The following is an 18832-nucleotide window of genomic DNA, read 5'->3' as shown; positions in this document are numbered from 1 at the left end:
AAGGGGGTGCGGGAGTGGTCAGATGCGGACGAGCGTCCAGGCGTACTGCTCCAGGTGCACGGACTCGACGGGTCGGCCGGTCTGGAGGTCGGTGCCGGAGACGGTCACGTCCACCGGCTCGGTGCCGTGGTTGATCACCGTGAGCACGTCGCCGCGGCGGGCGGCCTCGACCCACGGGCTCGGGGTGCGCAGCACCGGCTCGATCCCCGCCTCCCGAGCCGCCCACTCCGTCACCGCGAGCATGCCGGCGTCGTCCGGGATCGTCGCCAGGTACCAGGCGGCACCCGAGCCGGTCCGCCGCTCGGTCAGTGCCGGCGTCCCCGCAGCCGGTCCGGAGGCGTACCGCCCCAGCACCTCGACGGGCCGCTCGTCCGAGGGATCCACGAGCACGCCCAGCTCCTCGGCGAGCAGCTCGCCGCGGACATTCCCGAAGGGAGTGTCGACCACGGCCGCAGAACCCTCCGCGACTCCGGCGAACTCCTGCACCGCCACACCGAGGATGTCGCGGAGACCCACCTGGAAACCGCCCTCGCGGAAGGCGTCGTCCTCGTCGACCACGTCGCTGAACACGGTGACCAGCAGTCGGCCGCCGCGCCCGACGAAGGCGGACAGGTTCTGCGCCGCCGCGTCGGTGAGGAGGTAGGAGTGGGCGAGCACCACCAGGTCGTACGCGGCCAGGTCCGCGGTCGGCAGCACGAGGTCGACCGCCAGGTTCTGCCGGTGCAGCGCCGAGTACCAGCGCTGGACGAGCTCGAGCAGGTCGAGCACCACGGGGTGGTCGGGGTTGCCGATCGCCCACCAGTTCTCCCAGTCGAGCACGAGCGCGATGCGGGCTCCGGAGCCGGTCGGCCCGGCGTCCGGCGACGACGCCCCGGACAGGTCCGGCAGCTCGCCGAGCACCCGGCCGAGTTCGACGACCTCGCGCCAGGTGCGCGTGGCGACGCCGGCCTGCGGCAGCATCGCCGAGTGGAACTTCTCGCTGCCGCGGCGCGACTGGCGCCACTGGAAGAAGAGCACCCCGTCGGCGCCGCGGCCGACCGCCTGCATCGAGAGCGCGGCCATCCGACCCGGCTCCTTCACGGCGTTCGACGGCCGCCAGCTGACGGCGCCGGTCGCCTGCTCCATCAGCAGCCACGGCACGCCCGGCTTGAGCGAGCGCATCAGATCCCGGGTGAACGCGGCCCCGCGGAAGGACTCCGGGTCGGCCGGATCGAAGTAGTTGTCGTCGCTCACGACGTCGACCTCGGCCGCCCACTTCCAGTAGTCGAGCGGCGGGAAGGCGCCCATGAAGTTCGTCGTGATCGGCTGGGTCGCGCCACTGGCGCGGATGATGTCGCGCTCCATCGTGTACAGCTCGAGCAGGGCGTCCGAGGTGAAGCGGCGGAAGTCGAGCAGACCGGTCGGGTTGTGGCTGTACGGGGCCTTCCGCGGAGGCACTATCTCGGCGAACGAGCCGTAGCGCTGCGACCAGAAGAACGTGCCCCAGCGCCGGTTCAGCGCGTCGATGTCGCCGTACTTCCGCTCGAGCCAGGCCCGGAAGGCGGCGGCCGCGTCGTCGGAGTAGTCGTAGTGCAGGTGGCAGGCGTACTCGTTGTTCACGTGCCAGAGCACGACGGCGGGGTGGTCGTGGTAGCGCTCGGCGATCGCCGTGACCAGTCGGGCGGCGAGTCGGCGGTAGTCGGGGGAGGTGGGGCGGTAGGCCTGTCGGCTCCCCGGCCAGTAGGTCGCGCCGTTCTCGTCCACCGGCAGGATCCCCGGATAGGTCGTGGTCGCCCACGGCGGGGGAGAGGCGGTCGCGGTGGCCAGATCGACGGCGACACCGTGCTCGTGCAGCAGATCGAGGACGCGGTCGAGCCAGTCGAAGTCGAAGGTCCGCTCGTCGGGCTGGATCCGCGCCCAGGCGAAGATTCCGAGGCTGACCGTCGTGACGCCGGCCTCGCGCATCCGCCGAGCGTCCTCCGCCCAGACGCTCTCATCCCACTGCTCGGGGTTGTAGTCGCCGCCGTAGTGGATCATCCGAGCAGGGGTCCTTCCGCGTTCGTGGAGCAGGTGGTGGTGCAGGTCGTCATCGAGCGCCCCCGGGCGATCATCGAGGGCTCGCCGTGCGGGAGAGCCGCACGGCGAGGGCCGCGAACACCGTGCAGCCGAGCGCGGGCACGACCAGCGGCGCGAGCTGCCAGGTCACCACGCCGGCGAGCAGCAGCGCCACCAGGAGGGCACCCGAACCGCGGAGATCGCGGCCGGCGAGGGCAGCCGCCTCGCGCAGCAGCGGCACCCAGTGCGACTCCGGCCGCCAGAGCGCCGACGCCGTCAGCACGACGACCAGCGCCGCGGCGAGCAGGGCCCCGCAGACCACGGCGACCGCGGTCGCTCCGGGCAGCGCGCCGCTCGAGGCGACCAGCAGGTCGAGACCGAGCACCGCCGTCAGCGCCAGGAGGGCGAGCCCGACCGGCAGTGCGCGGACGAAGCCCGTGCGGGCCTCCGCCAGCGCGGTCCGGACGGGCGACGGCTCGTCGAGCACGAAGCGGCGCAGGTGCCGGGCACCGACCGCGAGGGCGAGCGGCAGCGTCACGAGCGGCAGCGCGAGCAGCGTGACGAGGAGCCCGGTGAAGAGCACCTCCGCGAACAGCGCGAAGCGGTTCGCCGCACCCGGCCAGCGCAGCGCAGTGCCGTCGGCGGCGGCGGCGCGCGCCTCGCGCTGGGCCCGTGACGCCCGGCTCATCCCTTGAGGCCCTGGGTCGCGACCCCGTCGACCAGGAACCGCTGGAAGACGATGAAGAAGATCAGCACCGGCAGCAGCGCGAGCACCGAGACCGCGATCGTCGCTCCGTAGTCGGACGCCGAGGTCTGGTCGTTGTAGACGCGGAGGGCGAGCGGCAGCGGCTGCTGGTCCGGGGTGTTCAGGTAGAGCAGGGGACCGAGGAAGTCGTTCCAGCTCCAGATGAAGGCGAAGATCGAGGAGGTGATCAGCGCCGGGCGGATCAGCGGGATCGTGATCGAGCGGAAGATGCGCACGTGGCCGGCGCCGTCGATCCGCGCGGCCTCGTCCAGCTCGCGGGGCAGGTTGCGGATGAACTGCACCATCAGGAAGACGAAGAACGCCTCGGTCGCGAGGAACTTGCCGATCAGCAGCGGCCAGTAGGTGTCCATCATCCCGAGCGTGCGGAAGATCGTGTACTGCGGGATCAGCAGCACGTGCATCGGCAGCAGGAGCGTGCCGATCATCAGCGCGAAGTAGAGCGGACGGCCACGGAAGTCGAGGCGGGCGAAGGCGTACGCCGCCATCGACGACGAGATCACCACTCCGATGACCGAGCCGACCGCGAGGATCGTCGAGTTGAGGAAGAACCGCCAGAGCGGGACTCCGCCGACGCCGGCGAGCACCTTCACGAAGTTGTCGAGCGTCGGGTTCTGCGGCAGCAGCGAGGTCTGCCCGCCGAACTCGCTGTTCGGCTTGAACGCCGCGGCACCCATCCAGATCAGCGGGTAGAGCACGATCGCAGTGAGCACGATCATCGCGGCGATCCAGACCAGCGTCGCGGTCTTCGGGCGCTTGCGGCGCGGGCGCCGGCGGGGTGCGGGCTCGGTCAGCACCTGCGTGTCGGCCGAGGGGAGAGTGGTGTCGAAGGTCGTCATCGTGTGTCTCCCGAGTAGTGCACCCAGCTCTTCTGGGTCTTGAAGAGGACGAAGGCGAGGACGCCGACGAAGAGGAGGAGGACCCAGGCCATCGCCGAGGCGTAGCCCATCTGGTTGTTCGTGAACGCGCGGGTGTAGAGGTACACCGTGTAGAAGTTCGTCGCGCCGGCCGGACCGCCGGTGCCGTTGCCGATGATGTACGCCGAGGCGAAGACCTGGAAGGCGTTGATCATCTCGAGCAGCAGGTTGAAGAAGATCACCGGTGAGAGCATCGGCAGCGTGACGCTGCGGAACTTCCGCCAGGGGCCCGCTCCGTCGACCATCGCGGCCTCGTAGAGCTCGGCCGGCACCTGCTTGAGCCCGGCGAGGAAGATCACCATCGGGGCGCCGAACTGCCACACCGCGAGGATGATCATCATCGGCAGGATCAGGGCGGGCACGCCGACCCAGCCGCCGATCTCGATGCCGAAGATCTGCAGTCCCGAGTCGACGGGTCCGTCGGTCGAGAACATCGCGCGCCAGACGATCGCGATGCTGACGCTCGCGCCGATCAGCGACGGAGCGTAGAAGGCCGAGCGGAAGAAGCCCGTGCCCTTCGCGCTGTAGTTGAGCAGCATCGCCACGACGAGAGCGGCGGCCAGCTTCACCGGCGTGCCGACGAACACGTAGGCGAGCGTGAGCTGCACCGACTGGAGGAACCTCGGGTCGCCGAACAGGCGCTCGAAGTTCCCCGTCCCGATCCACTCCGGCGCCCGGAACAGGTTGTAGTCGGTGAAGGCGAAGTAGAGGGACATCAGCATCGGGCCGAGCGTGAGCCCGACGAAGCCGATCAGCCACGGCGAGAGGAACGCGTAGCCGGCCAGGGTGTCCCGCTTCGGTCGCCGCCGCGCCTGACCGCCGACCGGACGAGGAGTGCTCGTCCGGTCGGCGAGGGGCGTGACGCGACCGTCGGCGGCGGTGCCGCTCGGGGTCGACGTCGTCGTCATGTGATGCCTTTCCTGGCCTGGATGAAGGGGATCAGTAGGAGAGGGAGCGGATCAGTTCTGGAGGGTGACGTCGGTCTCGTCGAAGAACTGCTGGACCGCCTCGTCGACGCTCACGGCACCGAGGCCCAGGCTGGTGCCCAGGTCGAGGAAGTTCGCCTCGATGGCGCCGTAGCCGGCGACCGGCGCGGCCGGAGCCGTGCCGATGCGGTCCTCGACGGAGTCGAGGTAGTCGGCGACCTGCTTGTCCGGCCCCTCGAGGTTCGCACCCGCGAGCTGCTCGGAGGACGCGGGGATGCCCAGCGTGGCGCCGAAGATCTCGCCGACCTCGGGGCTGTTGATCAGGAAGTCGAGGAAGGTCGCGGCGGCCTCGGGGTGCTCGGTCGCCGAGGAGATCGCCTGCATCAGGCCGACCTTCTGGTACAGGTCCTTCGTGCCCTCGTCCGCGGTCGGGGGAGCGGTCATCACGATCTCGGACGCGCCGCTGTCGCCGATGTAGCCGCCGAGGAAGTTGCTCCAGCTCATCTCGCTGGTCGCGATGCCGGCGCCGAAGCCGGACTTGGGCAGCAGCTCCTGGAGACGCGCGGCCGGCACGCCGGTCGAGGTGCGCATCTCGTCGCCCTGCTCCCAGAACGCGGCGAGGTCGTCCTCGGTGAAGCCGAGCTCGCCGTCCTCGGTGAACAGCTCCTTGCCGTCGGCGCGCAGCTGCAGCTCGAAGTTCTGGATGCGGCCGGTGTAGTCGGTGCCGCCGTAGACGGCGCCGCCGGTCTTCGCGGTGACGTCCGCGACGTAGGCCGCGTAGTCCTCCCAGCTGCCGCCGCCGGCGTACGGCTCGACGCCGTTCGCGGCCAGCAGGTCCTGGTTCTGGAAGACCGCCCAGGCGCTGTAGCCGGTGGGGATCGCGTAGGTCGCGCCGTCGAGCTCGCCGGTCGCGAGGAGCTCCTCGGAGATGGTGGTCTCGTCGACCACGCCGCCGAAGTACTCGGACAGATCACCGAGCAGGCCGTTGTCGCCGTACTGGCGCAGGTAGGTGTAGTCGAACTGCATCACGTCGGGGAGTCCGCCGCCGGCCGCCTCGGTCTGGCGCTTCTCCCAGTAGCCGGGGTAGTCGGTGAAGGTCGAGTTGATGGTGATGTTCGGGTGCTCCTCCTCGAACAGCGCGATCGCCTGGTCGTAGCGGGCGGCGCGGTCGTCGTTGCCCCAGAACGTGTAGTCGAGGGTGATCTCCTCGTCCGGGTCCAGGGTGGCGGAGGCTCCGGAGCCTCCACCGGAGCAGCCGGTCAGTGCCAGTGCGGCCACGGCCACGGCGGCCACGGCCGAGTAGCGCATGCTGTGTGAGCGGAACATCGTCGTCCTTTCGAGAACATCATCGTTTCGAACCCCGAAGTGAAATGAAACGTTTCGGGAAAGCGTTTGCCCCAAAATACGTGGCCGGTCCGCGGGCGTCAAGCCGGGCCCCACGGCGGCGTCCGCGGGCGGCGCGGCGGCTGTGCGCGCACAGGGGCGGCGACTCAGTCGGCGGAGCGGGTCGAGGCGGCGCGGACCCCCGCCGTCGCGGCCGACCGGCCGCCCGAACAGCGCCGCGACTCAGTCGCGCTCTGCACACGGGGTCTCGATACGCCGCCTGCGGCGCCTACTCGACCAGCATGAGGCGCCGCACCCTGCTGATCGAGCGGCCCGCCTCGCGCGCCGCACCCATGCTGATCGAACAGCACGCATCGTGCGCCGCCCCATGCCGGCCGGTCAGCCTGCAGGGCGTGCCGCTCCATGCTGATCGAGTAGCCCGCGCAGCGGGCGTATCGAGATCCACCCCTGCCGGGCGAGAGCGCCCGCCCGCCCTCAGTCCGCCGAGCGGACCAGCACGCCGTCCACGACCGAGAGCACCGCCGCCCGCACGTGCGAGCGGCGCCGTGCCGCCGTCGGCGGCATCGACGCGAGCTCGCTGCCGTCCCAGCCCGGGTGCGTGAAGTACACGATCAGCGCGCGGTCCTCCCCGAGCGCCACCACGTCCGCGTGCCGCGCGACGACCGGCGCCCCGTCGAGCCGCTCCGGCGCCGTCAGGATCAGCCCCGCCCGCTCGCGCTGCCGCTGCCAGCCGCCGACTCCGTCCGGCGAGTGGTGCACCGCGAGCCCCCGCCACTCGTCCGTGACCAGCCAGTACCGCCCGCCGAGCGCCAGCACCTTCGGCCCCTCGTGCGCCCGGCCGCTCACCGCGACCCCCTCGACCCGCCACGACGCCGGATCACCCGGCTCGTCGCTGACCGCCACGACCGTCGTGGAATCGCGCCGCTCGTCCTTCGCGAAGAGCCGGTACCGCCCGTCCCCGGTGCGCGCCACGGCCGCGTCGATCACCCGGTCCGAGCCGAGGTCGATCTCGCCGAGCAGCCGCCAGGTCCGCAGATCCTCGCTCTCGAACTGCGCGATCGTCGCCCGCCCGGTCCAGTCGCCGGGGATCCCGTCGATCCGCGTGAGGAACATCTGCCAGCGGTCGCCGAGCCGGACGACGTCCGGCGCCCACAGCGTCGGCAGCTCCGCGGTCAGTCCGGCGTCGAGCCCGGGAACCGTGCCGCGGTACTCCCAGCTCGCGCCGCCGTCGCGCGAGGCCGCGAGGCCGATTGCGCTCCCGTGCACCCACTCCACGCCGGGCAGGTCGAGCGTCGCGCGCCGCTGCGTGTAGAACAGCAGCCACTCGCCGCGGAGCGTGTCGGCGACGAGCACCGGATCGGTCGGACCGTCGAACACGGGGTCGCGGTAGGGCTCGGCGAAGGCGTCCTCGCGCAGGGGCACCGGCTCGGTCATGAACGTCCTCCGGGGTCGGGTGCCGGCTCGAGCCGGCGCTGATCGGTCCGAGCACCCTAACCAGGAAAACGCTTGCCCACCACGATCCGACCCGGGTAGCGTCGGACGGGTCCCCGTCGGAGCGGTCGCTCCCGACCGCCCCGTGGACGCCCCGATCGGAGTCGACCGCCTCGTGAGAGAAGCCCGCGCCTCGCAGGCCCCGCTGCTGCTCGACCGCCAGCACCCGGGGCGCTCCGCCCTCCGGCTGCTCGGCCGCTACCGACCGCGCGTCGTGGTCGCCGTCCTCTTCTTCGCGGTGAAGGACACCCCGCTCTGGCTGCTCCCCGTGGTCACCGGCGCCATCGTCGACGTGGTCGTCGCAGGCGGGCCGGAGTCGACCCTCTGGCTCTGGGCCGGCATCGCCCTGATCGCGCTGCTGCAGAACTACCCCAACCACGTCATGTACACGCGGCTCTACATGAGCGCGGTGCGCCAGACCGGCACCGATCTGCGGAACGCCCTCGCCGCCCGGTTGCAGAACCTCTCGATCGGCTTCCACTCGCGGGCGAGCTCGTCGATCGTGCAGACCAAGGTCGTCCGCGACGTCGAGAACATCGAGGTCATGTTCCAGCAGGTCGGCCACCCGCTGCTCTCCGCGTCGATGGTCGCGATCGGCGCGATCGTGATGACCGCGATCGAGGTGCCCGCCTTCCTCCCCGTCTACGCCTGCGCGATCCCGCTCGCGGTGCTGCTGCGCGCCTTCCTCGGCCGCCGCTCGCGCCGGAGCAACGAGCAGTTCCGCCGCGAGGTGGAGCACTTCTCCGCCCGGGTCGGCGAGATGGCCACGCTCATCCCGATCACACGAGCGCACGGCCTCGAGCAGACCGCGGTCGCGCGGGTCGCGGCCGGTGCCGAGGGCGTCCGGTCGGCCGGCTACACCCTGGATCTGCTCAACGGCCGCTTCGCCTCGCTGTCCTGGGTCAGCCTCCAGCTGCTCGGCATCGCCTGCCTGGTGCTCGCGGCCTGGGTCTCGATCAGCGGCTGGCTCCCGATCACCCCGGGCCAGGTCGTCCTGCTCAGCTCTTACTTCGCGCTGCTCACGGGCGCGATGACCAACCTGCTGATGCTGCTGCCCGTCATCGCGCGCGGCACCGAGTCGGTCCGCTCGATCGGCGAGCTCCTCGAGGACCCGGACCTCGAGTCGAACGAGGGCAAGGCACCCGCGGGCGAGGTGCGCGGGCGGATCCGGCTCGACGACGTGACCTACCGCTACGGGGAGGAGAGCATCGGCGTCCGCGACATCGACCTGGACATCGAGCCGGGGACGACCGTCGCCTTCGTCGGCTCGTCCGGCTCGGGCAAGTCGACGATGCTCAACCTCGTGCTCGGCTTCCTCCGCCCGACCGGCGGGCGCCTCCTGCTCGACGGCGTGGACGCTGAGACGCTCGACCTGCGCACCTGGCGCCGCTCCGTCTCCGTGGTGCCGCAGGATTCGGTGCTCTTCGAGGGCTCGATCCGCGACAACGTCGCCTACGGCTTGACCGGTGTCGCCGAGGAGCGGGTCCTCGCCGCCCTGCGCGATGCGAACGCCCTCGAGTTCGTGCGCGAGCTGCCCGACGGCATCGACTCGGTGGTGGGGGAGCGCGGCGCCCGGCTGTCGGGCGGCCAGCGGCAGCGCATCGCCATCGCCCGCGCCCTGGTCCGCGACCCGCGCGTCCTGCTGCTCGACGAGGCGACCAGCGCGCTCGACCCGGAGTCGGAGGCGGCCGTCAAGGAGGCGCTGCTGCGCCTGATGCGCGGTCGCACCACCCTGGTCGTCGCGCACCGCCTCTCGACGATCCGCTCGGCCGACGTCATCGTCGTGCTCGAGCGCGGCCGCATCGTCGAGACCGGCAGCCACGAGGAGCTGCTCGCCGCGGGCGGGCGCTACGCCACCCTGCACACGGTGCAGGCGGGGCGCTGAGGCGAGCCCGCCCGCGCGGCCGCACTCCGCTCCATCTGAGAGGAATCGCTGCCGGGTCCTGGCAGATCCGACGGTCGCGTCCTACCGTGGCGGAGGAGGTCATCGTGGTCCGTTCTCGACACAGCAAGGTCCGTCTGCTCACCCTCTCCCTCGTCCTGGCGGGTGGTGCGACCGGTCTCGCCGGCTGCTCCAGCGCCTCGGATTCCGCAGCGGGGGGATCGTCAATTCCGCCGTCCGCGTCGGCGGCCGAGTCCGGCACTACCGCGCCGTCGTCACCGGCGCCGACAGCGACGGCCACCGCATCCACGACACCGGAACCCTCGGCGCCCGCTTCGGCCGAGGGCTGCGCTCCGAACGACACCGCGGTGCCGGCGGGAGCGACGACCGCCGAGATCGGCGATGTCGACGGCGACGGGCGCGCCGACCAGGGGTTCTACACGGAGACCGACGGATTCGCCTACGGCATCCGCACCGCGTCGGGCGCGACCGTCCTGCAGTCGGATCCGCTGGCCGGCCCCGGCGGACACCGCGGCTGGACGGTCGCGGTCGCCCCGGGTCTCGCCGCGACCGTGCTCGAGGACGGCCGGACGGCGGCGCTCCTCGCCTTCACCGACTGCGCCTTCGTCACTCCGACCGGCACCGACGGCGAGCCGTACACGTTCACGTTGGCCGGCTTCGGCGACGCCGGCACCGGGGTCGCCTGCGGCCCGGCCGACGCCCGCGGCGACCGCTCGATCGTGGGGCTGCTCGCCGAGCAGGGCGACAACGGCAGCTACTCGATCACGTCGACCACCGTGGAGCTGTCCGCCGACGGCCGCACGGCGACCAACGGGGCGGTCACGAGCGCGGGCGAGTCGCTCGCGGCGGACGACCCCGTCGTCGCCGCGGCGATGACGGCGACGTGCGACGGCGTCGCGTCGGTCGGAACCAGCGGGATGTAGACGCCTGGCCGACGCGAGTCGGACGGCCCGGGCCCATCACGGTCAGCGGAGCGTGATCGCGACCGGCGCGCTGACGGTGCTGTTCCCCGCGGCGTCGGTGGCACGCGCCGTGAGCGCGAAGGTGCCGTGCTTGCCGCCGGTGCGCGTGGTCAGCGACCAGGTGCGACCGTCGGTGCTGGTGCCGGCGCCGACCTCGGTGCCGCCGAGCAGGAAGGTCACGCCGATGACCGCGGTGTCGTCCGAGGCGACGACGGTGGCGGTGGTCGTGCCGCTGATCGTGTCGCCGGAGCGCGGCGAGGTGATCGTCACGGTCGGCGCGGAGCGGTCGGCGGCGGGCGCCGTCCTCCAGCTGGACGCGGTGGCGGTGGGCGACGGAGTCGCGGTGGTCGCGGGCGACGGAGCGGCCGATCGGGTGCGTGCCGCCGGTGCCCCTGCGGGCGCGGAGGTGGCTGGTCGCTGGGCGACCGGTGCCGTCGGAGCCGTCGGCACGGACGTCGTCGGAGCGGAGGCGGTCGGAGCGGAGGCGGTCGGAGCGGAGGCGGTCGGAGCGGAGGCGGTCGGAGCGGAGGCGGTCGGAGCGGACGTGGTCGTCGCGGTCGGCCTGGTCGGCGCCTGCGCCTGCGTCACGGCGGACCCGCCGGTCACGGACACGCCGTCCCAGATGCCGGCCAGGTACGCGGCGGTCGGCCGCGGAGCGAGAGCGTCCAGACCCGCGGCGGTCAGGGCGGAGAGGGCCGGATCGACGGAGAAGCCGCCGGAGCGCGCGACCTTGCCGCCGAGGGTGGTCGTGGAGCGGGAGACGCTGTCCCAGGTGGGCTGCAGCGAACCCGTGAAGATCGAGTCGGTCGAGTCCACGTCACCGCCGCCCCTGCCCTGGACGGCGCTGACGCTGCCCTTGCCGTTGATCGCGCCGGCGGATCCGGCCCCGCCCGGCAGGTAGGGGTAGCGCTGGGCCGCGACTCCGCCGCCGAGGATCAGAGCGTGGTCGAAGGCGACACTCCTCACGCCGCCGACGATGACGGCGCTGTTGTTGGAGCTGAACACGACGGTGTCGCGGACGGTGACCTGCCCGGTGATGCCGGCGCCCTCGATCTGGAGGCTGTCGGTGTGCGGACGCTCGGGGTGCGAGCCGCCGTACTGCGCGTCGAGGTAGTAGGACGGGGCGATGTAGTCACCGGCGACCAGCACGTCGCTCACCGTGTTCGGTGCGTACGCCTTGATCTGGGCGGAGTCGCCGCTCTTCAGCCGCGACTCCGGCTCGACGATCTCGAGGAGCTCCACGTCGCGCACCGGGATGCCGGCCGAGGCCGCCAGCCCGATCCAGTTGTTCGCGATCCGCAGCCAGGCGAAGGACGAGTGCGTCGCGCCCTTCACGTCGAGCGAGCCGATGTCGAAGCGCATCAGGCTGATGCCGGTGACGCCCTTGAGCGACCAGGCACCGCCGGTCACCGACTGGAAGCCGTCGCGCGCGGTGATCAGCACCTTGAGCGGCCCGTCGTTCGTGAAGCCGTCGAGGGCCGACAGGTCGTCGATCCGGCCGGGCGCCACGCGGACGACGGCGCCCGCGGCGATCTGCGCGGGGGTCAGCGAGTCGAGCGCCGTCCGGATCGCCGTGGCGGACGCGGCGACGTCGACGACGGTGACGCTGTCGGCGAGGCGGGCGCGGATGTCGGGCGTGTCCGAGGGGTAGTGCGTGCCGTCGGGCCCGAAGGTCGCGGCGCTCGCGGCAGACGCCGCGGCCGGCGCGGCGGACGCGGCAGGTGCGAGCGGGAACGAGGCGAGGGTGACGGCGACCCCCGCCGCGGCGGTGACCGCGAGGGCGCGGAGGACAGGGGAGGAGCGGCGGGCGGGCGCGGTGGCGGGCGTGGTGCGAGACATGGCGGTGTCCTTCGAGCAGTGAACGCGTCGCGTTCCGGGCGGGAGATCGGCTGCCGAGTCGCTCGATCCGATCGCGGTGCGGATCGGCGGAGCGGCGGCGCCCGGTCGAACCGAGGCGCTCGCTGAGCAGCAGTCGGAAACGTATGTCGGCACTTCGCTCACCCGGTAGAAAGTGGCACGGATAGTGCTGTTTGACCCGGAATGTCGTGATCGGGCGGCGGAGGAGGCCGGTCGGCGCTCGCGTTCAGCGCGCACCGGCCGCCGAGAACCGCTGCCGAACCGAGCCGGCGGGTGACCGCCCTCACCCGCCGGCTCGGCAGACCGCTTCTAGGAGGCGCTGCCGGTGGGTCGGCGACGGCGTCCGATCAGGACGCCGATCGCACCGAGGAGGGCGAGGACCCCTGCGACGGGCAGCACGGCAGCGGCGTCGCTTCCGGTGGAGGCGAGCTGCGCCGCCGAGGTCCGGGTCGATCCCGACGAGCCCGTCGAGGCAGCGGTGCCGGTGGAGGTGGTGGCCTCCGTGACCTGTCGGGCTGCTGCTCCCGCGACCGGGGCGGCAGCGGGCCGGGAGTCCGGACCGGCCGGGGCAGCAGCGGGGCCGACCGGATCCACCGGGGCGGGGGCCACGGCCGGGACGGCGAGGGCGCCGAGGACCTGCTCGGAGTAGTCGACGGCGGCCGGTGTGACGGCGCCGGCCCGCGCGTCGACGGAGATCGAGTGGTCGATCAGGTCGCGCTCGGACATGGTGGTCTCGAACACGACCGCGCCGGTCGCGCCGATCGGCAGCTCGGCGAGCTTCCGGCCGTCGGCGACTCCGACGTCGTGCAGGTCGACGGTGCCCGTGTTCGTGAGCGCGGCGATCCATCGCACCTTCGTGCCGGCGACGATCGGCTCGCCCTCCGCGGCCAGGAACGCACCGGTGACGGTCACGTCCAGGTCGGGCACCTCGGCGGCGACCGGAGGGGTCGCGGGGATGGGGAGCCTGTAGTCGTACGGCCCGAGAACGGAGATGCTCGCGCCGTCCGGAACGGTTCCCTGAGCGATCTTCGCAGCGGGTGTGACGTAGCCGTCCTGCACGGCGGCCCTTCGAGGCGGGGATCTTCTCGCTAGTCGGTGATGGCATTCCTCCGGCGGCGGCGACCCGCGAGGACGCCGAGGGCTCCGAGCAGGGTGAGGACGCCCGCGGCGGGAAGCACGGCGGCGGCGTCGGAGCCGGTGGAGGCGAGGTGGCCCGCTGTCGAGCGAGTCGATGCCGTGGCCGTCGCTGCTGCTCGGCCGGTGGAGGTCGCGACCTCCGTGGCCGGGCGAGCCGCTGCTCCTGCGAACGGGGCGGCCGTGGGCTCGGCGTCGGGCCCGACCGGGGTGGGGGTCGGTCCGACCGGGGTCGGCGTGGGTCCGACCGGGGTGGGCGTGGGGTCGATCGGGGTCGGAGTGACGGCCGGGATGGCGAGGGTGCCGAGGGTCTGCTCGACGTACTGGGTGCCGTCGGGCAGGATCGCCGTCACGGGGGCCGCGATGAAGATGGAGTGGTTGAACACGTCCCGCTCGGTGACGAAGCTCTCGTAGGTGAGTGCGCCGGTCGATCCGACGGGCAGCTTCGCGAGCGCCCCGCTGTCGGCGAGTTTGATGTTGCTGAGGTCGACGTTGCCCGTGTTCGTGACGGCGGCGATCCAGGTGACCTTCGTGCCGGCGACGACGGGCTCGCCCTCCTTGACGTCGAAGGTGCCGGTGATCTTCACGTCCAGGTCGGGCGCGGGGATGGGGATCGGGGGCTTCTCGGGGATGGGGAGCTTGTACTCGAACGCCGGCGAGACGACGATGCGCTGGCCGTCGGGGAGGGTGCCGCGCACGTCCTTCGACTCGGCCGCGATGAAGCCGTCCTTCAGGTTCTGCGCCGTGACGACGGCCTCGGTCGTCGTGAGGAGGAACGACTCGCCGACGGCGAGCTTGCGCCCGAGGACGTCCGTCAGGTTCACCCCGCCGGTGTTCTTCACGGTGTAGGCGAACGCGACGCGCGTGCCCTCCTTCACCAGCTCGCCCGGCTGCGTCTGGAACGTGCCGTCGATGGTCACCGTCACGCGCGGGGCAGAAGTGGGCGACGTAGTGGGATCGGGAGTCGGGGTGCCCGACGACGGTGGCTGCGACGGCCCGGTCGACGGGGTCGACGTGGGCGCGACGCCCGGGAGGGGGATCGACGCGTCGATGCGGGCGTCGATCCGGGCGCCCTGAGGTGTCCTTGCCGTGCCGGCGTATGAGTTCATCCATACGCCGGTCCGCAGGGTTCTGGCGTCGTAGACGTTCGTGTCAGTGAAGTCCTTGGACTCTCCAGGCGCCAGCTCGGGATCGTCGGCGAGAGTTGTATTGCCGTCGATCGCGACGATGAGCGGAACGTCACCGGTGTTGGTGAGGTGGAACGTGAATTCCACCAACGCTCTCTCTGTCAACGCGAACCCCGGGACCGGGGTGAACTTGGCAGTGATGGACCTCTTCAGCGAGGGGTGCTCGATGGCGTTCGGTGTCGAGGACGAGCCTGCCGTCGCCGCGGCGGTGCTCGGGGTGGTCGGCGCGTCCGCGGCGTGCGCGGCCGGTGCGGCGCAGCCGATCAGGCCGACCGTGAGGACGAGGGATGCCGCGACGTCGAGCGGCCTTCCGCTGGATCGGCGGGGACTGCGAGGTCCTGGTGTGCGTGCGTGCATCTGCAACTCCTGTGAGGCTGGCGGGCGAAGTGATCGGTATGAGCAAGAATCACTTATCGCGGCGCCGCAGGAGGTCTGACCCGTGGGGATGGCGCGCGACGTCGCATGAATGCGCGAGAAGGGCCGCCGTGCGCACTGCACGGCGGCCCTTCCGGGACAGGAGAACCTGCTCTAATCCGTGATCGCGCTCCTCCGGCGGCGGCGTCCGAGGAGGACGCCGAGGGCGCCGAGCAGCGCGAGGACGCCCGCGGCGGGGAGCGCGGCGGCGGCATCGGAGCCGGTGGAGGCGAGGTGGCCCACCGTCGACCGCTGGGACGACGGGACGGCGGACGCGGCAGCGGCCGCCGGGGTCGCAGCGGTGGAGATCTCGGTGGCGGGCCGGGATGCCGCGCCAGCGATCGGGGTCGCGGTCTGCTGAGCGTCGGGTCCGATCGGGACGGGGATCACTGCGGGGATGGCGAGGCTGCCGAGGGTCTGCTCGGTGTACTCGGTGCCGTCCGGCGCGGTCGCCGTCGCCAGGGCGGCGATGAAGATCGAGTGGTTGAACACGTCCCGGTCGGTGACGACGCTCTCGTAGGAGACCACCCCGGTCGATCCGACGGGCAGCGACGCGAGCGCGTCGCCGTCGGCGACCGTCACGTCGCGGAGATCGACGTTGCCGGTGTTCGTGACGGCGGCGACCCAGGTGACCTTCGTGCCTGCGACGACGGGCTCGCCCTCCTTCACGTCGAACGTCCCGGTGACCTTCACGTCCAGGTCCGGCGCGGGGACGGGGATCGGGGGCTTCTCGGGGATGGGGAGCTTGTACTCGAACGCCGGCGAGACGACGATGCGCTGGCCGTCGGGGAGGGTGCCGCGCACGTCCTTCGACTCGGCCGCGATGAAGCCGTCCTTCAGGTTCTGCGCCGTGACGACGGCCTCGGTCGTCGTGAGGAGGAACGACTCGCCGACGGCGAGCTTGCGCCCGAGGACGTCCGTCAGGTTCACCCCGCCGGTGTTCTTCACGGTGTAGGCGAACGCGACGCGGGTGCCCTCCTTGACGAGCTCGCCCGGCTGCGTCTGGAACGTGCCGTCGATGGTCACCGTCACCCGCGGGGCAGAAGTGGTCGGTGCCGTCGTCGATCCCGGCGTCGGAGCGACCGGCCCGCCGGTCGGCGCCGTGGACGGCTGACGCGCATGGTCGGCGTCCCAGGTGGGAACGGGCAGCCTGACGTCGATGCTCGCGTCGATCTGCGCGCCCGACGGGGTGTAGGCCACGCCCGCGTCGGTGTACTGGAAGGCGCCGCCCGGCAACTCGTATTCGTCGAGATTGTCGTCGTCGAGGATCTCCTTCGTTTCACCGACGGCGAGTGGGATGGAGGACTCGCGACCCCATTCGAGGGCGTCGAACACGACGGTCAGGGGCACGTCACCGGTGTTCGTGAGGCGGACCGTGAAGTCCGCCTTGTAGATGATCCCGTAGTCGACACCCCTGACGACTCCGATGAAGCGGGGCGTGAAGACGGCCGTGACCGTGCGCTCGAGGGCGGGGTGCTCGACGGCGTTCGGCGCCGAGGACGAGCCCGCTGTCGCCGCGGCGGTGCTCGGGGTGGTCGGCGTGTCCGCGGCGTGCGCGGCCGGCGCGGCGCAGCCGATCAGGCCGACCGTGAGGACGAGGCACGTCGCGACGTCGAGCGGTCTGCCGCCCGAACGGGCTGGGGCGTGCGGTCGTGAGGGGCGTGAGGGCATGTGCGACTCCTGGGTTGCGGCAGAGCAGGTCGAGTGACCTGAGCCAGCCTCACATCAGTGCTCCGCTGTCGCTCCTCCTCGCCGCTCCTTGGCGCGGGACGTCGCGCTCGGGGCGCGCACGAAGGGCCGCCCTGCGTGATGCACGGCGGCCCTTCGACGGGTGGGGTCCCTACTCGAGCGTCACGGGGACCGCGGTGCTCTCGCTCGTGTTGCCGGCCGCGTCCGTCGCCCGGGCGGTGAGCGCGAACGTGCCCTGCAGGCCCTGCGTGTCGGAGGTCAGAGACCAGGTGTCCTCGTCGGTCTGGACGCCGTCGCCGACCTCGACGCCCTCGATGAGGAACACGACACCGGTGACGCCGCCGTCGTCGGTCGCGGTCACCGTCGCGGTGGTCGTGCCGCTGAGGGAGTCGCCGGGCTCGGGGGCGGTGATGGCCACCTCCGGAGCGGTGTCGTCCTCGGCCGGGAGCTCGGGCTCCTCGGGCGCAGCCGGGCTCGTCGTGGGAACCGGAGCCGGAGCCGTCGGCGCGGGGGTGACGGGCGCGGGAGTGACGGGCGCGGCGGTGCTCGACGCGGTCGGACGGGGAGTCGCCGCGGGGCGGCCGGAGAGGTCGACGTCGTCCCAGATGCCGACGAGGAAGGCCGTGGTCGGGCGCGGGCTGCGGGCGTCGAGGTCGGCCGAGGTCAGCGAGCTGAGCGACGGCTCGACGGTGAAGCCGCCCGATCGCGCCGTCTTGCCGGGGAGGTTCGTGCGCGTGTCGGAGACGGCGTCCCAGCGGGGCTGCAGCGAGCCGACGAAGGTCGAACCGCTCGCGTCGACGTTGCCGCCGCCCGAGCCCTGGATCGCGCTGAGGCTGCCGGGGCCGTTCAGCGCTCCGGGTGCGCCGGCTCCGCCGCGGAGGAAGGGGTAGCGCTGCGTCGTGGTGCTGCCGCCGACGATGAAGGCGCCGTCGAACGCGACGTTCCGCACGCCGCCGATGATGACGGCGCTGTTGTTGGAGGCGAACACCGTCGTGTCGCGGACGGTGACCTGGCCGGTCACTCCGGAGCCCTCGATCTGGAGGGTGTCGGTGTGCGGGCGCGGCTCGCGGCCGGCGCCGTAGCGCGCGTCGACGTAGTAGGAGGGGGCGATGTAGCCGCCCTCGACCAGGACGTCGCTGAGGACGTCCGGTGCGTAGGCCTTGATCTGCGCCGAGTCGGAGCTCTTGACCATCGAGTCGGGCTCGACGACCTCGATCAGCTCGACGTCGCGGACCGGCAGTCCGGCCGAGGCGGCGAGACCGAGCCAGTTGTCCGAGATGCGCAGCCAGGCGAAGGAGGCGTGCGTGGCGCCCTTGACGTCGAGCGAGTCGATGTCGAAGCGCATCAGCGTGATGCCGGTGACGCCGCGCAGCGCCCAGTCGCCGCCGGTCACGGAGCGGAAGCCGTCGCGGGCGGTGATCAGCACCTTGACGGCGCCGCTGTTGGTGTAGCCGTCGAGCGCCGAGAGGTCGGCGATGCGGCCGGGGGCCACGCGGAGGACGGCGCCGCCCGCGATCTGGCGGGAGGTGAGGGAGTCGAGCGCCGCGCGGATGGCGGGGCCGGAGGCGGCGACGTCCACGACGGTGCTGCCGGCGGGGAGGCCGGAGCGGATGTCGGGGGTGTCCGAGGGGTAGTGCGAGCCGTCCGGGCCGGAGGTCGCGGAGGCGACGGCGGCGGAGGCTGCGGGGGCGTCGGCGACCACGGTCGCGGTGACGGCGACTCCGAGGACGGCCGTGACGGCGAGGATCCGGGCGAGGAGCGCCGTGGCGCGCGACGGGGGTGACGACCTGGGGGCGGGGGTTCTGGCCATGGGGAGGTTCCGATCGGGTCGGGCAGCGGGGGCGGGGTGCCCGGAGCGACTCGTGGCGGGGAGCCTCGACGCGCGGCGGAGAGAGCACTCGGGGGAGAGGGGTCTCGGAGTCCCGCGGCGGTGCGGTCCGGGCGGATGGTGCGGGGAGGGCAGGGCGGGTCGTGCGCGGAGGGGGGAGTGGGAGCGGCGGGGTGAGCGCGGCGGTCCCATGCGCAACTGTAGGGGGTCACCCCCGTCCGTGGGGCTCTGGCGCTGACGGGGCGGAGGTGCGTACTATGCGGCGGGTTCAGCGGGTGGGTCTCGATACGCCGCTGCGCGGCTACTCGACCAGCATGAAGGGGGCCGCTGCGCGGCTACTCGACCAGCATGAAGGGGGCCGCTGCGCGGCTGCTTGACCGGCA

At 72.3% G+C, this 18832-nt stretch carries 13 protein-coding genes; 2 read left to right on the top strand and 11 right to left on the bottom strand.

Going from position 1 to position 18832, the window contains the following annotated elements; genetic code table 11:
* Positions 1 to 18: 18 nt before the first annotated feature.
* From HQQ82_RS01390 to HQQ82_RS01365, 6 genes are all read right to left on the bottom strand, one after another.
* On the bottom strand, positions 19 to 2016 hold the full coding sequence (locus HQQ82_RS01390) for a beta-galactosidase (protein WP_173231312.1): 1998 nt from the start codon (positions 2014 to 2016) through the stop codon (positions 19 to 21).
* Positions 2017 to 2086: 70 nt separating this feature from the next.
* Positions 2087 to 2722, bottom strand: a complete 636-nt coding sequence (locus HQQ82_RS01385) for a hypothetical protein (protein WP_173231311.1) — start codon at positions 2720 to 2722, stop codon at positions 2087 to 2089.
* A complete protein-coding gene (locus HQQ82_RS01380) occupies positions 2719 to 3636 on the bottom strand; it encodes a carbohydrate ABC transporter permease (protein ID WP_173231310.1) in 918 nt (305 codons plus the stop codon). The genes HQQ82_RS01385 and HQQ82_RS01380 overlap by 4 nt, the downstream gene beginning before the upstream one ends.
* The gene (locus HQQ82_RS01375) at positions 3633 to 4622 is read right to left on the bottom strand and encodes a carbohydrate ABC transporter permease (RefSeq protein ID WP_173231309.1); all 990 of its coding nucleotides are present in this window, start codon (positions 4620 to 4622) and stop codon (positions 3633 to 3635) included. The genes HQQ82_RS01380 and HQQ82_RS01375 overlap by 4 nt, the downstream gene beginning before the upstream one ends.
* A gap of 51 nt (positions 4623 to 4673) precedes the next feature.
* Entirely contained in the window at positions 4674 to 5966 is a 1293-nt protein-coding gene (locus HQQ82_RS01370) for an ABC transporter substrate-binding protein (protein WP_254071160.1), read from the bottom strand.
* 492 nt (positions 5967 to 6458) lie between these two features.
* Positions 6459 to 7418 carry a glycoside hydrolase gene (locus HQQ82_RS01365; RefSeq protein WP_173231308.1) on the bottom strand — a complete coding sequence of 320 codons (960 nt, stop codon included), beginning with the start codon at positions 7416 to 7418 and terminating at the stop codon, positions 6459 to 6461.
* Positions 7419 to 7590: 172 nt separating this feature from the next.
* Here HQQ82_RS01365 and HQQ82_RS01360 point away from each other — a divergent pair, with 172 nt between their 5' ends.
* Both HQQ82_RS01360 and HQQ82_RS01355 read left to right on the top strand, forming a co-directional pair.
* Positions 7591 to 9360 (top strand): ABC transporter ATP-binding protein, encoded by a 1770-nt coding sequence (locus tag HQQ82_RS01360; RefSeq protein WP_367948275.1) that lies wholly within the window; start codon positions 7591 to 7593, stop codon positions 9358 to 9360.
* A gap of 365 nt (positions 9361 to 9725) precedes the next feature.
* The gene (locus HQQ82_RS01355; protein WP_173231306.1) at positions 9726 to 10301 is read left to right on the top strand and encodes a hypothetical protein; all 576 of its coding nucleotides are present in this window, start codon (positions 9726 to 9728) and stop codon (positions 10299 to 10301) included.
* 42 nt (positions 10302 to 10343) lie between these two features.
* Here the strand turns inward: HQQ82_RS01355 and HQQ82_RS01350 are convergent, their stop codons facing one another.
* From HQQ82_RS01350 to HQQ82_RS01330, 5 genes are all read right to left on the bottom strand, one after another.
* Positions 10344 to 12179 (bottom strand): Ig-like domain-containing protein, encoded by a 1836-nt coding sequence (locus HQQ82_RS01350; protein WP_173231305.1) that lies wholly within the window; start codon positions 12177 to 12179, stop codon positions 10344 to 10346.
* A gap of 327 nt (positions 12180 to 12506) precedes the next feature.
* Positions 12507 to 13256 carry an LPXTG cell wall anchor domain-containing protein gene (locus HQQ82_RS20475; protein WP_173231304.1) on the bottom strand — a complete coding sequence of 250 codons (750 nt, stop codon included), beginning with the start codon at positions 13254 to 13256 and terminating at the stop codon, positions 12507 to 12509.
* Positions 13257 to 13285: 29 nt separating this feature from the next.
* Positions 13286 to 14605, bottom strand: a complete 1320-nt coding sequence (locus HQQ82_RS01340; protein ID WP_173231303.1) for an LPXTG cell wall anchor domain-containing protein — start codon at positions 14603 to 14605, stop codon at positions 13286 to 13288.
* A gap of 441 nt (positions 14606 to 15046) precedes the next feature.
* The gene (locus tag HQQ82_RS01335) at positions 15047 to 16603 is read right to left on the bottom strand and encodes an LPXTG cell wall anchor domain-containing protein (protein ID WP_173231302.1); all 1557 of its coding nucleotides are present in this window, start codon (positions 16601 to 16603) and stop codon (positions 15047 to 15049) included.
* 169 nt (positions 16604 to 16772) lie between these two features.
* Positions 16773 to 18431 (bottom strand): Ig-like domain-containing protein, encoded by a 1659-nt coding sequence (locus HQQ82_RS01330; protein WP_173231301.1) that lies wholly within the window; start codon positions 18429 to 18431, stop codon positions 16773 to 16775.
* Positions 18432 to 18832 lie beyond the last annotated feature (401 nt).

Source organism: Rathayibacter sp. VKM Ac-2856 (assembly GCF_013205055.1).
Classification (GTDB): Bacteria; Actinomycetota; Actinomycetes; order Actinomycetales; family Microbacteriaceae; genus Rathayibacter.
This window is presented reverse-complemented; position numbering and strand designations above follow the sequence as displayed.